The following is a 13733-nucleotide window of genomic DNA, read 5'->3' on the forward strand; positions in this document are numbered from 1 at the left end:
GATCTCGCGCCGTCAGCCCTTGGTCTTGGCCTCGGCGTCCATGTCCGCATAGGTTTTTGCGGCAATCTTGAATGCGTGGTTCGCCGCCGGCACGCCGGCATAGATCGCGACGTGCAGCAGCGCCTCCTTGATGTCGTCCATGCTGGCGCCGGTGTTGCGCGTGGCGCGGACATGCATCGCGACCTCGTCATGGTGGCCAAGCGCGGCCAGAAGCGCGATGGTGAGCATGGAGCGCTCGCGCTTGCTGATCGTCTCGCGCGACCAGACCGAGCCCCAGGCACTTTCGGTGATCAGCGTCTGGAAGTCGGTGTTGAAGGGCGTGGTCGATGCCACGGCCGCGTCGACATAGGACGCCCCCAGAACCGCGCGGCGCGTCGCCATGCCGGTCTTGTAGCGATCCGTCGGTTCAGACATGGCCGTTCTCCTCGAGATGGCGGGCAATCAGGGCCGCGAGAGCCGCCGGCTGCTCGACGGGCGGAATGTGGCCGCAGGATGCGATGGTCTCGAACCGGGCGCCCGGGATGCGATCCGCCGTGGCGCGCACGAGGTCCGGCGGCGTCGAGAGATCCTGGTCACCCGCGACGACGAGGGTCGGAGCGGCGATGGTGCAGATCCGCTCGGTCAGGTCCGTGTCGCGGATCGCGGCGCAACTACCAACATAGCCCTGCGGCGGCGTTCGCAGCAGCAGGTTGCGCCAGCCGGCGAGATCGACGGGGCGTGTATCGCGGAAGTTCGGCGTGAACCAGCGCTCCATCACGGCGTCGGCGATCGGCGCGAGGCCACCATTTCGCACTGCGTCGATCCGCGCGGCCCAGCTATCGGCCGTGCCGATCTTGGCCGCCGTATCGGCGAGGACGAGCGCCGCGAGCCGCTCCGGAGCACGCAGCGCCAGATTCTGCGCGATGAGCCCGCCGATCGAGAGCCCGACCAGCGCAAAACGCCCGAGGCCCAGACGGTCGGTCAAGGCGAGCAGGTCGTCGGTGTGGTCGTCGATCGAATAAGGCCCGGCCGGCGCATCGGAAAGGCCATGGCCGCGCTTGTCATGGAGCACGATCCGCCAGCGCGTCCCGAGGCGCGCGGCGACGTCGTCCCAGATGCGAAAATCCGTGCCGAGCGAATTCGCAAAGACGATTGCGGGCGCGTCGGACGGCCCTCTCTCGGCCCAGTGGATCACCAGATTGTTGAGCAGCGAAAACGCCATGGCGGATCAGGGTCCGTTTGATGAAAACAGGGAAAGGATAAATCGTGGCGGATATTCATGTAAAATGACATTATCGATCATTCATATAACTCCGGAGTTATGATGATCGACCGGGCGCGCGGCGACATTGTCGATGGGCGGATCAAGCTCCGTCATCTCGTCTGCTTTCTCGAAGTGGCGCGATTGAAGAGCGTCGTACAGGCTTCGTCCGTGCTCGGGCTGAGCCAGCCGGCGGCGTCCAAGACGATCCAGGAGTTGGAGGCGATCCTCGGCGTCGAGTTGTTCGACCGGAGCCGGCGCAACCTGATCCTCACGAGCTATGGCGAGGTGTTCCAGCGTTATGTCGGCGCCAGCCTGACCTCGCTCAAGCAGGGCGTGCGCTCCATCGGCCAGGCTGAGAGCGTCGTCGCGTTCACCGTCGGCGCGCTGCCGACCGTCTCGGCCAGCATCCTGCCATCGGCGGTCGTGCATTTCACGGCGCGGCGTCTCGGCATGCGGCCCCGCATCATCACGGGTCCGAATGCCTTCCTGATGTCCCAGCTGCGCGTCGGCGATGTCGATCTCGTCATCGGTCGGATGGCCGAGCCGGAGGCGATGCGTGGTTTCGCCTTCGAGCATCTCTATTCGGAGGCGATCGCGCTGATCGTCCGGCCCGGCCATCCGCTGCTGGCGACGCCGAGCTTCGATATCGGCGCGATCGGTGCGTTTCAGATGCTGATGCCGCCGCCCGGTTCGATCATCCGGCCGATCGTCGATCGCTTTCTGGTCGCCAATGCGATCGGCCCTCCGCGCGGCGGCGAGATCGAAACGGTGTCGGATGCCTTTGCGCGCAGTTATGTCCGCACGACGGATGCGGTCTGGATCATCTCGCAGGGTGTCGTCATCGACGATGTCGCGCATGGCCTTCTCGCAATGCTGCCGGCCGACACCTCGGACACTCTGGGTCCAGTCGGCCTGACCACGCGTGCCGATACGCCGCCGACGCTTCCCGTGCAGCTTTTCGCCCAATCGGTGCGCGAGGTGGTGGCTGATCGCGCCGGCCCGTGACGAGCCGGCGCGATCGGCGCGCTTTCAGAACGGATAGTGCTGCGGGCCTTCGATGGTCACCCAGCGCAGCTCCGTGAACTCGGCGATCACCGCCTTGCCACCGAAGCGGCCATAGCCGGAGGATTTCACGCCGCCGAACGGCATCTGCGCCTCATCGGCGACGGTTGGTCCGTTGATGTGGCAGATGCCGGTTTCGAGCCGCTTCGAAACGGCAAGCGCGCGCTTGATGTCCTGTCCGAACACCGCCGAGGAGAGGCCGTATTCCGTGTCGTTGGCAACCCGCACGGCCTCGTCGACGCCATTGACGCGGACGATCGGCTTGACGGGGCCGAAGGATTCTTCGGCGTAGATGCGCATGTTCGGCGTCACGCGGTCGATCACGGTCGCCTCAACGATCGTGCCATTGCGCTTGCCGCCGGCGACGACGACACCGCCCTTTGAAACCGCGTCGGCGATCAGCTCGTCCATCCGCTCGGCCGCCTTCATGTCGACGAGCGATCCGAGCACGACATGACCGCGCGGATCGCCGGCCGGCAAGGAAGCCGCCTTGGCCGCGAACTTCGCGACGAATTCATCGGCGACCTTCTCGTCGACGACGAAGCGTTCCGTCGACATGCAGATCTGGCCCTGATTCATGAAGGCACCGAATGCGGCAGCGTCGACCGCCTGGTCGATATCCGCATCATCCAGCACGACGAACGGTGCCTTGCCGCCGAGTTCGAGCAGAACGGGCTTCAGGTGTTCGGCCGCGAGCTTGGCGATGATCTTGCCGACCTTCGACGAGCCGGTGAAATTGACGCGGCGCACGGCGGGATGGGCGATCAGGGCCTCGATGATGGCGGGCGCATCGGCCGGGGCGTTGGAGATGACGTTCACCACGCCCTTCGGGAAGCCCGCATCGTTCAGGACCTGGCCGATGAGATGATGCGTGCCGGGGCAGGCCTCGGACGAGCGCAGGATGACGGTGTTGCCGCAGGCGAGCGGAGCGGCAATGGCGCGCACGCCGAGAATGACCGGCGCGTTCCAGGGTGCCATGCCGAGCACGACACCCGCCGGCTGGCGGATGGCGAGCGACAGGATGCCGGGCTTGTCGGAGGGAATGACCTCGCCAGTGATCTGGGTCGTGAGCGCGGCGGCCTCGCGCAGGATGCCGGCGCCGAGATGGACGTTGAAGCCAGCCCAGGGGGTGGTCGCGCCCGTCTCCTCGAGCATCAGCCTGATGAAGTCGGCCGCGCGACTTTCGAGCAGGTCCGCCGCCTTCAGCAGCAGCGCGCGCCGTTCGCCGGGGCCGGTCTCTGACCAGCTCTCGAACGCCTTGGCGGCCGAGGCGACGACCGTTCCGACATCGGCGAGGCTTGCTGCGGCGGCGCTGGTCGCGACCGCCCCGGTCACGGGGTCTTTGCGGTCGAATGTGGCGCCGGAGGCGGCGTCCGCCGCTTCGCCATCGATGATGAAGCCGATTTTCATGGTTCTCTCCTTGTCAGGATGCCAGCCATACAGGGCGGGCATGGACGCGTCGCCGGCTCAGAAGCCGATGACGTCCGCATTGATGGAAGCTTCCAGTCCGCCATCGACCGGCAGGTTGGCGCCGTTGATCCAGCGGGCGCCGTCGGAGGCGAGGAACAGGATCGCCGGGGCGATGTCGGGCGCGCTTCCCGCCCGGCCGACGCGCGTGATGTCGCTGTCGACGCGCGCATCGCCGAAGACCTGCCGGAACTCCTTGAGGATCGGCGTCGTGACCGGGCCGGGGCTGACCGCGTTGACGCGAATGCCGCGATCGCGGAACAGGCTCTGATGGGCGGCGCGCTGCGTCCAAAGCAGCAGCGCCTCCTTCGAGACCGGATAGCCTTCGCCCTCAGCAATGGCGAATTCCTTCACGATCTCCTCCGGGTCCGGGAATCCCTGCACGCCGACGAGGCCCTTGGCCCGTTCGAGATTGGCGCGCCAGCCATAGCCGGCGATCGAGGCGACGTTCACGATGGCGCCGCCCTCGCGAAGGCGCGGCGCGACGGCCTCGGACAGAGCCCGGAGACCATAGAAATTGATCGCGATCGTCTTGGCGTCGCCGAGCGTCCCCGAAACGCCGGCCACATTGGCGAGAGCGTCGATGCGCTGCGGCAGGCGCGAGACCAGATCCGCGATCGATGATGGCGACGACAGGTCGGCCTCGATGAAGGACGACATCGTGCCTGCTGGCAGGCGCTGGTCGACGCCGATGACGTCGGCGCCCAGGGCCAGCGCGAGCTCAGCGGTGCGGGCGCCAATGCCGGACGATACGCCGGTGATGAGGATGGTCTTGCCGAACAGCATGGTTCTGCCTTTCGTTACTGTTGTCTTGAATGGAAGCTAGGACGTGCCGGCCGAAGGCGCTGCGCCGTCATTCGGAATGGCCGTCCGGGCTGCCGGCCGGATGCCGAGGATGCGGTAGCCGAGCGGCAGCAGGTTCAGGCCATAGCGCCGCTCCAGCCAGCCCCATATGCCGCGTGGCACGAAGAGTGAGAAGATGAGGGCCGTGGCGCCGAGCCCGACCAGGTACCAGACACCGCTCGCGCCGAACCAGGCTTCGATCAGGAAGAAGATCAGCGCGCCCAATATGGCACCCTCGAAGGTGCCGAGGCCACCGACCAGCACCATGAAGATCATGTAGGCCGTCCATTGGACACCGAAATAGGTCTTGGGCTGGAAGGTGATCGCGGTGGCGAGCCAGAGCGCGCCGGCGAGCGCGGCGCCGAAGGCGGCGAAGACGAAGATGATCCGCTTCGTTCCCATGACGCGCACGCCCAGTGCGGCGGCGGCCTCCTCATTGTCGCGGATCGCCTGGATCGCGGACCCGATGCGGCTCCTGAGCAGGACGAACAGGATGACGAGGATGACCGTCATCGAGCCGAGCGCGACCCAGTAGTTGAGCGCGTGCCGGGTATCGGCCTCATAGGCGTTGAGCGCGATCAGCGAGGTGCCGGTCTCGCCCTGCACGAGGCTATCGAGATTGACGAGCAGGTGACAGAGCTCGGCCACGACCCACATGCCGATCGCGAATTCGCCCCCCTTGAGCCGCAGCATGAAGCTGGAGATCGGCAGCGAGACGGCCGCGATGATGACGGCCGCAAGGATAAGCGACGCGTAGACATTGACGCCCGCATCGGCGAGCCGCACGGCGGCATAGGCGCCGAGGCCGAAGAAGGCCTGCTGACCGACGGAGACGAGGCCGCCATAGCCGGCGAGCGCGTTCCATGTCACGGCGAGGATGACGTAGATGAAGAGCGTCGTCAGCTTGTCGATCGCGTTGTTGTCGAAGAAGAGCGGCCCCGTCGCGAGGATGGCGAGAACGATGGCCGCGCCGAGGATGGATATGCGCGAAAGCGGGGTCCATCGCTCGACCCGGATGGCTGGATCCTGGCTCATGCGGAACGCCTTACGGTTTTGCGGAACGTGGTGCCGATCGTGTCGAGATGGAGACGTCCGAACAGCACGGCGAGGAAGACGGCGTGGCCGGTGATCAGGAAGCCCTGCGGGCTGATCTGGGCGCCGACGCTCTGGGCGACGCCGAGCACGATGCCGCCGATGAGCGTGCCCCAAAGTGAGCCGGCGCCACCAATGACGGCCGCCTCGAAGGCGAAGATCAGCTGCGGTCCGCCGGCATAGGCATCGAAGGTCGCCCGCATGCCGAGGAAGGCGCCGGCGATGCCCACGGTCACGAGGGCGATGGCAGCGGCCGCGGCGTTCACACGCTTGGCGTTGATGCCGATGAGGCCGACCGTATCCGGATCCTCGGCCGTGGCTCGGATCGCTCGTCCGAGCTGTGTCCGGGTCAGGAAAAGCTGCAATCCGCCGAGAATGATGATCGCCGTCACGAAGGTCAGCGCAGCGAGCTTGCCGATATAGATGTCGTCGGTGATCGACCAGCTGTCATAGGAAAGCTCGTCGATGAAGGGTGCGAGCGAGCGCGTATCGGCGCCGAACTGCTCAAACAGCAGATTGTCGACCACGATCGACAGGCCGAAGGTCGACAGGATCGGCACCAGCAGGCCGCCGCGCTGGCTCCGCTCCAGGATCGTTCGTTGCAGGACCCAGCCGAGCGCCGCCATGGCAGGCAGCACCAGGATCAGGGCCGTGAACGGATTGAGCCCATATTGATCGGCGAGCACGAACAGCGCGAATGCGGCGACGATGGCGAGGCTGCCATGCGCCAGATTGATCATGCGCATCACGCTGAACATGAAGGAAAGACCACAGGCGATCACCGCATAGTAACCACCGAGCAGGATGCCCTGCACGATCTGGTTGACCCAAATCATCATGCGTGCACCCTCCCTTTTGCACTGCCGAGCCCGAAATAGGCTTCGGAAACCTGCTCGCGCGTGATCTCGCCGCGCTTGCCTTCCAGCACGATCTTGCCTTCGAGCATGCAGACGATGCGATCGGCGACACGCATGGCCCGGCGCAGATCCTGCTCGACCAGGATGATCGTCGTGCCGCCATGGATGAGGGTGTCGAGCGAGGCATAGACGCGGTCGACCGCGAGCGGCGACAGGCCGAGCGAAACTTCGTCGAGAAGCAGGATCTCAGGGTTGGTCATCAGCGCACGGCCGATCGCCGTCGCCTGTTGCTCGCCGCCCGAGAGGTTGCCCGCCTTGGCCTTGCGGCGCGGCACGAGATTGGGAAACGCCTCGAAGACGCGATCGATGGTCCACGGCCCCTTGCGGCCGGCCGAGCGTGCGAGGATCAGGTTTTCCTCGACCGTCATCTGGCTGAACAGGCGCCGGCCTTCCGGCACGAGCGCGACGCCGAGCCCGACGCGGCTATGGGCCGGAATATGCGTGATATCCACGCCGTCGAAATGCACGCTGCCACCAGCCGGCAGATGGGCGCCGGCAATGGCGCGCAGCAGTGTTGTCTTGCCGGCGCCGTTGGCGCCGACAAGCGCGACCGTCTCGCCTTTTTCCACGGTGAGATCGACGCCGCGCACCGCCTGGAGCAGGCCGTGGCGAACATCCAGTTTCTTGATTTCGAGGAGGCTCATTCCGCGCTTCCTCCCAGATAGGCCTCGACCACGGCAGGCGTCTTCATCACCATGGCGGGATCGCCATCGGCAATGATGCGGCCCTGGTCCATGCAGATCAGTCGATCGGCCACTTCGAGCAGGATGTGGACGATGTGCTCGATCCAGACGATGGCGATGTTGCGCCGGCGGAGTTCGCGGATCGTGGCGACCAGTTCGTTCGCCTCCCCGTCGGTCAGTCCGCCACCGATTTCGTCGAGCAGCAGCAGCTTGGGATTGGTCGCGAGCGCCCGCGCCAGCTCGAGCCGCTTGCGGTCGAGCAGGCCGAGCGTCTCGGCGCGGCGGTTCGCGAGATGGAACATGCCGCAGAGGCGCAGCGAATCCAGCGCGCGCTCATAGCCTTCCTCGCGGGCGAAATTGCCGCCATTCGCCGCCGCGACGAAGACGTTCTCGAACACGGTCATGCCACCGAAGGGCCGCGGAATCTGATGCGTCCGAACGATCCCACGCCGGCAGCGTTCCGATGCCGGGACATCGGTGACGTCCTCGCCGAGAAAATTGATCGTGCCGCTTGTCGGCGGATGTGCCCCGACGAGCACGCTCAGGAAGGTGGTCTTGCCGGCGCCGTTTGGGCCGACAATCCCGACCGCCTCGTCGGCGCGCATGGAGAAGTCGATCTGGTCGAGGACGACGAGCGCACGGAAGCGCTTCTGAAGTCCCGTGACCGTGATGATCGGCTGGCCTTTTGCCTCGCTCACGCTTTGATCCATTCGGGTCTGCTCTGTCGTCGCGACAGGAAAGGGAGAGGGTGCCTCCCGCACCGATATGCGGGAGGCCAGTCCGGTCAGCCGTTGAGCGGCAGCAGCTTGGCACCGACAGGCACGTTGGGATCCGTCACGTTCTCGGTCACGACATAGTCGAGCTTGAACTTCGAACCCGCCGGCGCCTTGACCCATTGCGTGCCGATGATCGGGCCCGGCGAGACATTCGGGACGGGACCGCTGCCGAAATCGACCTTGCCGCCGATCGTCGTCGTCTTCAGCGAGCCGATCGCCTTGGCGACTTCTGCCTTGTTCTTCGGATCGGTGCTGGCCTGAAGGGCCGAGACGCCGGCATCAAGCAGAGAGAGCGTCGCGCCCAGCTGCTGGGTCCACTGCTTGCCGCTCGCCGCCTCATAGCCATCGGCCAGTTCGGGGCCCGTCACGCCGGTCAGGGTCGAGGTATAAGGGAACGTCTTGTGCCAATAAGCGGCGCTCGAAATGTTGAAGCCGATATTGCCGAGCGCCTCGATGCCGTCGGGGAACAGGCCGGTCTTGGCGACCTGGCAGATCTTCAATTGCCGGCGCAGGCCCTGCTGGGCCGCCTGGCGCCAGAACGCGGCGAAATCAGGCGGGATCGGGAAGGACGAGAAGATCTCGATCTTCTCTTTCTTGAACTGGGCGATCTGGGCCGAATAATCGGTGGTGCCGTCCTCATAGGGGCCGGGATCGACGATCGTGAAGCCATCCTTGGCGAGCAGGGGCGCCAGATTGGCGCGCACCGCATTGCCGTCGGCATCGTTGGGATAGAGAACGCCGACCTTCTTGTTCGTCTCCAGCAGGTTCCACTGCGAGACATAGGTCTTGTGGAATTCGCCGACGCCGAAGCCGAAATGATAGGTCCATTTGAAGGGCGAGGGCTCGCCCGGCTTCGCGCCACGGCCGAAATACCAGGCTTCCCACGGCATGACCGTCGAAAGGCACGGCACGCCGGCGGCTTCGCAGGCGTCGGCAACCGGGTTGATCGTCTCCGGCGTCGAAACAGCCAGGATCAGATCGACCTGATCGCTGTTGATCAGCGATTTCGCCAACTGGCTGGCGCGCGACGGGTCCGACTGGGTGTCGACGTCGATGATCTGGACTTCATAGGTCTTGCCGCCGATCGCGAGGCCCTTGGCGAGCGCCTTGCGGGCGAGATCGAGCACATAGCCGTCCGTCTGGCCGAAGCCGGACAGGGCGCCCGTGCGCGGGCTGACAAAGCCGACCTTGATGACATTCTCGGCGCCGGCCGCGAATACTCTTCCCTGCGTCGCGAGCATCAGGCCACCGGCCCCGATCCCGGCCATCAGCTGGCGGCGGTTCGGGCGCAGGCCCGTCAGATTGATCAGATGACTGGACATTCGTTCCTCCCTCTTCGTTCCCGATGCGTCGAAGGCCCGACGCTAGATCGGGTAGCTTCCCGGCTGGCTCGAAACCGTGATCCAGCGCAGTTCCGTGAATTCCGGAATGGCGGCGAGGCCGCCGAAACGGCCATAGCCGGAGGCCTTGACGCCGCCGAACGGCATCTGCGCCTCGTCGTGCACGGTCGGGCCGTTGATGTGGCAAATGCCGGATTCAAGCCGTTTCGCCACGTCGATGGCGCGCTTGACGTCGCGGCTGAAGACGGCGGATGAGAGCCCGTATTCGGTGTCGTTGGCGACCCGGACCGCCTCGTCGACGCCGCGCACGCGCACGACGGCGACGACCGGCCCGAATGATTCCTCCGAATAGATCCGCATGGCCGGCGTCACGCGGTCGATCACCGTCGCGTCCATCAGCGTGCCGTTGGCATGGCCGCCGACGCGCAGGACCGCTCCCTTGGAGAGCGCGTCCTTGACGAGGGAATCGATCCGTTCGACCGCATCGAGCCCGACGACCGCGCCGAGCGGCGTCGTGCCGCGGCGCGGGTCGCCCGCCACCAGCGTCGCCGCCTTCCTGGTCAGTCTGTCGACAAAGGCATCGGCGACCTTCTCGTCGACGACGATGCGCTCCGTCGACATGCAGATCTGGCCCTGGTTCATGAAGGCGCCGAACGCGGCGGCGCTGACGGCTTCGTCCAGATCGGCATCATCGAGGACGACGAACGGTGCCTTGCCGCCCAACTCAAGCAGGACGGGTTTCAGATGGCGCGCGGCGACCTCGGCAATGACACGGCCGACGCGCGTCGAGCCGGTGAAGTTGATCCGGCGGATCGCGGGATGCGCGATCAGAGCCTCGACTACGCGCGCGGCATCGGCGGGCGCATTGCTGACGACATTGACGACGCCCTGGCCCAATCCGGCATCGCGGAAGGCTTCGCCGATCAGGCGGTGCGTGGCTGGGCAGAGCTCGGATGCCTTGAGGATGACGCTGTTGCCGCAGGCGAGCGGCATGGCGAGGGCCCGCACGCCGAGAATGACCGGCGCATTCCAAGGCGCCATGCCGAGCACGACGCCCACGGGCTGGCGCATGCCGAACGCCATCATGCCGGGTTTGTCCGACGGGATCATCGTGCCGGCGACTGCCGTCGTGAGGCTGGCCGCGTCGCGCAGGATCGCGGCGCCGAGGGTCACGTTGAATTCGGCCCATGCGGCAGTGGCACCGGTTTCCTCCGCCATGGTGGCGATGAACGCCGCCCGGCTCGCCTCGATCCTGTCGGCGGCCAGCATCAGCTTGGCGCGCCGTTCGCCCGGACCGAGGGCAGACCATGCCGGATAGGCCGCCGCTGCCGCCGAACCCGCCGCTGCGGCATCCATCAGCGTCGCCGCCGCAGCGCGGCTCGCAACCTCGCCGGTAATGGGATTGAGACGTTCGAACGCGCCGCCATCCGAAGCCGGCAGGTCTCGACCGCGCAGAAGCAACGGAACATCAAGCACAGCGTCCTCCTCCGACGACAGGCCACAGAAATCCGGCCCCGAAAACGATCGTTCCCGGGCTCATTGACAACGCCGAACAGTCCGCTCACGTCGCTAGAACGTTGGCGGTGAAATCTCTCTTTTGACGAAATGGACGGATGCTTCGCGCTTGCTCCTCGAAAGGCGATAGCTCGTCCGACGTTCGTTCCTCCGACCATCCAGTTCTTTGGCTGGATTGACGATGATCAGTAAGCCTCAGTCCAGCCAAAGGAGGAATGCATTATTCTCGACATAAATGGGATTTTTCTGGATGATAGGGTGTGTTTCGCTGACGAATGATCCGCAATGCCCCCTCCACCCCGTCCTTCCATCGCCACATTGCGGCCCGACCGGGTCCTGCGCGCCGATGCCGCCGTAGTCGCGTCCAGGATGGAGACGGCCCTTGCAGAGCGTACCTGGTCGATCGCCGAGCGCGCGCATCGCCGGCACTGCCAGCTCTTCTTCGTCCTGCATGGCCGCGCGATCTTCACCGGCGTGGATGGCCATGTGATGGATCTGCTCGCGCCCGTCATGCTCTGGCTGCCGCGTCCGGTCGCCGGGGAGTTTCGGCTGGAGGCCGGCAGCGATGGCGTGACGGCCATGATTGCCGAGGATTTCGTCTGGCGCGTGATTGGCGACAGCCCGGTCGCGGCGCATCTCAGGCCGATGCTGGAGCGGGCGGTGGTGGCGCCGGGCGAGCGGATCGCACCGCAATTGGCCGAGATCGGCGCCTCGCTGAACGCGCTCGTGCGGGAATCGCGTGAGCCGCAGGCAGGCGGCGCCGCGATGATGGCGCTTCATTTCGGCATCGTCATGCTTCATCTCTGGCGGGCATCGGGGCGCGGCACCGCGACGACCCAGCGCGGCAGCGGCGTCGCGACGGTCCAGCGGTTCCGGCAATTGGTCGAGCTTCATTATCGCGAGAATCTCGGCATCGACGAATATGCCGACCGGCTCGGCGTCACCCGCGCCCATCTGCACGATGCCTGCCTGCGCGCGACACAGGAGACGCCCCTGGCGCTCGTGCATGTCCGCCTGCTGGAGGAGGCGCAATCGCGCCTCGAGCAGACTGATCTGTCGGTGGAACAGATCGGGTACAGCCTGGGCTTTCGCGATCCGAGCTATTTCAATCGGTTTTTCAAGCGCTTGTCGGGAATGACCCCGGGCGCCTACCGGCAGAGGGGCCCGGTCGCCGCCTCTCCACGGGAGCCCGCCTCCTTCGCCGCCTGGCCGTGAGGCCGATCATGCCGCTCTTGCATATCCGTGGCGGCGTGATGATCTGGGGCGCATGGGGCAGCAGGGAGTGAGGGGCTTGGACGCCACGAGCATCGCCCATTTCTTCGATGATCAGCGCGGGCTCTACGGCGCTGTCGCCCTTCTGTTGCCAAAACTGCACGCAAACGTTGCTCTTCTCGTCGCCGGACCCGACCCTCTCCCCATGCCGGAGGACGCCGCGCGACTGATGGTGCGCTCGGCCGAGCAACTGGGCTTCCTGACGGCGCCGATTTCCTTTTCGCGCATCCGGTCCAATCTCAAGGATTGGGCGTTGTCGGCGGCGGCCGGTTCCGGCAAGCGGCGCGGGGCGACGGTGCTGATGGTCGATATGGGTTGGGCGATGCGCACCACCTCGGCCGCCGCCAATCTCCCGCTCTGGCCGGCGACCGCGATGGAGTTCGCGCGCGAGACCGGGATGACCATCGTCTCGCTCTACAACCGCAAGACCCTGCTCGACGAACATCTGATGCTCGGACTGCGCGGGCACCCCAAGGTGCTGACGGCGAGCGGCCTCAGGGCCAACCCGCACTGGCTGCCGGCGGAAATCGCCGCGCGCGGAACGCTGCGCCAGCAATTCGACCATTGGCTCGCCGGCCTCTCCAATGCGCCGCCGCCGGCCAGCGTGCAGCCGGCGGCCTTGCCACCGCCCGCGCAGGGGGGCATCAGCTTCCCCGACTGGCTCGACCGGACACCGGACCCCGCCGCGATCGCCGAGGGCGGCGAGCGGGAGCGGTGGAAGATCCGCTGCTTCGGGCGCCTGCGCATCTACCGGAACGACGGTACGATGGTGAACTGGACCGTGAAGGGCGGCGCGACCCGCAAGACGAAGACGCTCTTCGCCTATCTGCTGCACAAGGGCGGGCAGGGCGCCGGCATCGACGAACTGGCCGACCTGCTCTGGCCCGAGGCCGAGACCTTGGAGCAGAGCCGCAACCGCCTCTACCACACGGTCCGCTCGCTGCGGCTGGCGCTCGGCGGGAGCGACGCCGAACCGGACCGCTCGCCGATCCGTCGCGAGGATTCACGCTACCTGCTCGTCCCGCCGGAAGGCAGCTGGATCGATATCGCCACCTTCGAGCAGCTCTGCCGGCAGTCCGACGGGCACATCCGCGCGGGCGAGGATGACGAGGCGCTGATCTGCCTGGAGGCGGCCGACCGTCTCTATACGGGCGATCTCTTCGAGGATGTTCCCGCCGATTATGCCGATGATGGCGAGCGGGACTGGTGCTTCAGCCGCCGCTTCTGGTTCCGGCAGATGTTCGTTCGCGTCCAGCGCGATGCCGCGCGGATCCAGCGCAACAAGGGCGACTTCAAGGCCGCGCTCTTTCACTGCCAGAAGGCGCTCTCGCTCGATCCCGTCAGCGAGATGGCCCATGAAGAAGCGATGCGGGTTCTGCATGCGCAGGGCCGGCGGGAAGCCATCGACCGGCAGTATCAACTCTACATCGCGGCCCTCGGCCGCCTCGAGGGCCGGCCCGCGACGCCGGCGCTCAAGGGGCTCTATGAGCGCCTTCGCAGCGCGTGAATGAAAATGATGGTGC

Annotated in this window: 13 protein-coding genes; 3 read left to right on the plus strand and 10 right to left on the minus strand. The window is 66.1% G+C overall.

Annotated elements, in window-relative coordinates; genetic code table 11:
* Nucleotides 1-12: 12 nt before the first annotated feature.
* Together pcaC and pcaD are read right to left on the minus strand one after the other, a co-directional pair.
* The gene (gene pcaC, locus QO014_RS15155) at nt 13-414 is read right to left on the minus strand and encodes a 4-carboxymuconolactone decarboxylase (RefSeq protein WP_266349561.1); all 402 of its coding nucleotides are present in this window, start codon (nt 412-414) and stop codon (nt 13-15) included.
* Entirely contained in the window at nt 407-1201 is a 795-nt protein-coding gene (gene pcaD / locus QO014_RS15160; RefSeq protein WP_266349562.1) for a 3-oxoadipate enol-lactonase, read from the minus strand. Before pcaD ends, pcaC begins: the two co-directional genes overlap by 8 nt.
* 126 nt (nt 1202-1327) lie before the next feature.
* Here pcaD and pcaQ point away from each other — a divergent pair, with 126 nt between their 5' ends.
* The gene (gene pcaQ, locus QO014_RS15165; protein ID WP_266349931.1) at nt 1328-2248 is read left to right on the plus strand and encodes a pca operon transcription factor PcaQ; all 921 of its coding nucleotides are present in this window, start codon (nt 1328-1330) and stop codon (nt 2246-2248) included.
* Nucleotides 2249-2272: 24 nt separating this feature from the next.
* On the opposite strand, the gene QO014_RS15170 is transcribed toward pcaQ, so the two are convergent.
* From QO014_RS15170 to QO014_RS15205, 8 genes are all read right to left on the minus strand, one after another.
* Nucleotides 2273-3715, minus strand: coding sequence for an aldehyde dehydrogenase (locus QO014_RS15170; RefSeq protein ID WP_266349563.1), 1443 nt, complete (start codon nt 3713-3715; stop codon nt 2273-2275).
* A 57-nt stretch (nt 3716-3772) separates the two neighbouring features.
* A complete protein-coding gene (locus QO014_RS15175) occupies nt 3773-4558 on the minus strand; it encodes a coniferyl-alcohol dehydrogenase (protein WP_266349564.1) in 786 nt (261 codons plus the stop codon).
* 36 nt (nt 4559-4594) lie between these two features.
* Nucleotides 4595-5650, minus strand: coding sequence for a branched-chain amino acid ABC transporter permease (locus tag QO014_RS15180; protein ID WP_266349565.1), 1056 nt, complete (start codon nt 5648-5650; stop codon nt 4595-4597).
* Nucleotides 5647-6543 (minus strand): branched-chain amino acid ABC transporter permease, encoded by an 897-nt coding sequence (locus tag QO014_RS15185; RefSeq protein ID WP_266349932.1) that lies wholly within the window; start codon nt 6541-6543, stop codon nt 5647-5649. Before QO014_RS15185 ends, QO014_RS15180 begins: the two co-directional genes overlap by 4 nt.
* A complete protein-coding gene (locus tag QO014_RS15190) occupies nt 6543-7268 on the minus strand; it encodes an ABC transporter ATP-binding protein (RefSeq protein WP_266349566.1) in 726 nt (241 codons plus the stop codon). The genes QO014_RS15185 and QO014_RS15190 overlap by 1 nt, the downstream gene beginning before the upstream one ends.
* Nucleotides 7265-8017, minus strand: coding sequence for an ABC transporter ATP-binding protein (locus tag QO014_RS15195; protein ID WP_370877152.1), 753 nt, complete (start codon nt 8015-8017; stop codon nt 7265-7267). Before QO014_RS15195 ends, QO014_RS15190 begins: the two co-directional genes overlap by 4 nt.
* Nucleotides 8018-8091: 74 nt before the next feature.
* Nucleotides 8092-9351 carry an ABC transporter substrate-binding protein gene (locus QO014_RS15200; protein ID WP_266349933.1) on the minus strand — a complete coding sequence of 420 codons (1260 nt, stop codon included), beginning with the start codon at nt 9349-9351 and terminating at the stop codon, nt 8092-8094.
* A gap of 96 nt (nt 9352-9447) precedes the next feature.
* Nucleotides 9448-10899, minus strand: a complete 1452-nt coding sequence (locus QO014_RS15205) for an aldehyde dehydrogenase (protein WP_266349568.1) — start codon at nt 10897-10899, stop codon at nt 9448-9450.
* 324 nt (nt 10900-11223) lie between these two features.
* On the opposite strand from QO014_RS15205, the gene QO014_RS15210 reads away from it, so the two are divergent.
* Complete coding sequence (locus QO014_RS15210) at nt 11224-12153, plus strand: helix-turn-helix transcriptional regulator (RefSeq protein ID WP_266349569.1); 930 nt, start codon at nt 11224-11226, stop codon at nt 12151-12153.
* A gap of 76 nt (nt 12154-12229) precedes the next feature.
* Nucleotides 12230-13717, plus strand: a complete 1488-nt coding sequence (locus QO014_RS15215) for an AfsR/SARP family transcriptional regulator (RefSeq protein ID WP_266349570.1) — start codon at nt 12230-12232, stop codon at nt 13715-13717.
* Nucleotides 13718-13733: the final 16 nt, after the last annotated feature.

This window comes from Kaistia dalseonensis (assembly GCF_030814715.1).
GTDB classification, from domain to species: Bacteria; Pseudomonadota; Alphaproteobacteria; order Rhizobiales; family Kaistiaceae; genus Kaistia; species Kaistia dalseonensis.

Excerpts from the sequence above, each read along its gene's own strand:
- pcaC (WP_266349561.1), bottom strand. The coding sequence starts at position 414 with ATGTCTGAACCGACGGATCGCTACAAGACCGGCATGGCGACGCGCCGC.
- pcaD (WP_266349562.1), bottom strand. The coding sequence starts at position 1,201 with ATGGCGTTTTCGCTGCTCAACAATCTGGTGATCCACTGGGCCGAGAGA.
- QO014_RS15170 (WP_266349563.1), bottom strand. The coding sequence starts at position 3,715 with ATGAAAATCGGCTTCATCATCGATGGCGAAGCGGCGGACGCCGCCTCC.
- QO014_RS15175 (WP_266349564.1), bottom strand. The coding sequence starts at position 4,558 with ATGCTGTTCGGCAAGACCATCCTCATCACCGGCGTATCGTCCGGCATT.
- QO014_RS15180 (WP_266349565.1), bottom strand. The coding sequence starts at position 5,650 with ATGAGCCAGGATCCAGCCATCCGGGTCGAGCGATGGACCCCGCTTTCG.
- QO014_RS15185 (WP_266349932.1), bottom strand. The coding sequence starts at position 6,543 with ATGATTTGGGTCAACCAGATCGTGCAGGGCATCCTGCTCGGTGGTTAC.
- QO014_RS15190 (WP_266349566.1), bottom strand. The coding sequence starts at position 7,268 with ATGAGCCTCCTCGAAATCAAGAAACTGGATGTTCGCCACGGCCTGCTC.
- QO014_RS15195 (WP_370877152.1), bottom strand. The coding sequence starts at position 8,017 with ATGGATCAAAGCGTGAGCGAGGCAAAAGGCCAGCCGATCATCACGGTC.
- QO014_RS15200 (WP_266349933.1), bottom strand. The coding sequence starts at position 9,351 with ATGGCCGGGATCGGGGCCGGTGGCCTGATGCTCGCGACGCAGGGAAGA.
- QO014_RS15210 (WP_266349569.1), top strand. The coding sequence starts at position 11,224 with ATGCCCCCTCCACCCCGTCCTTCCATCGCCACATTGCGGCCCGACCGG.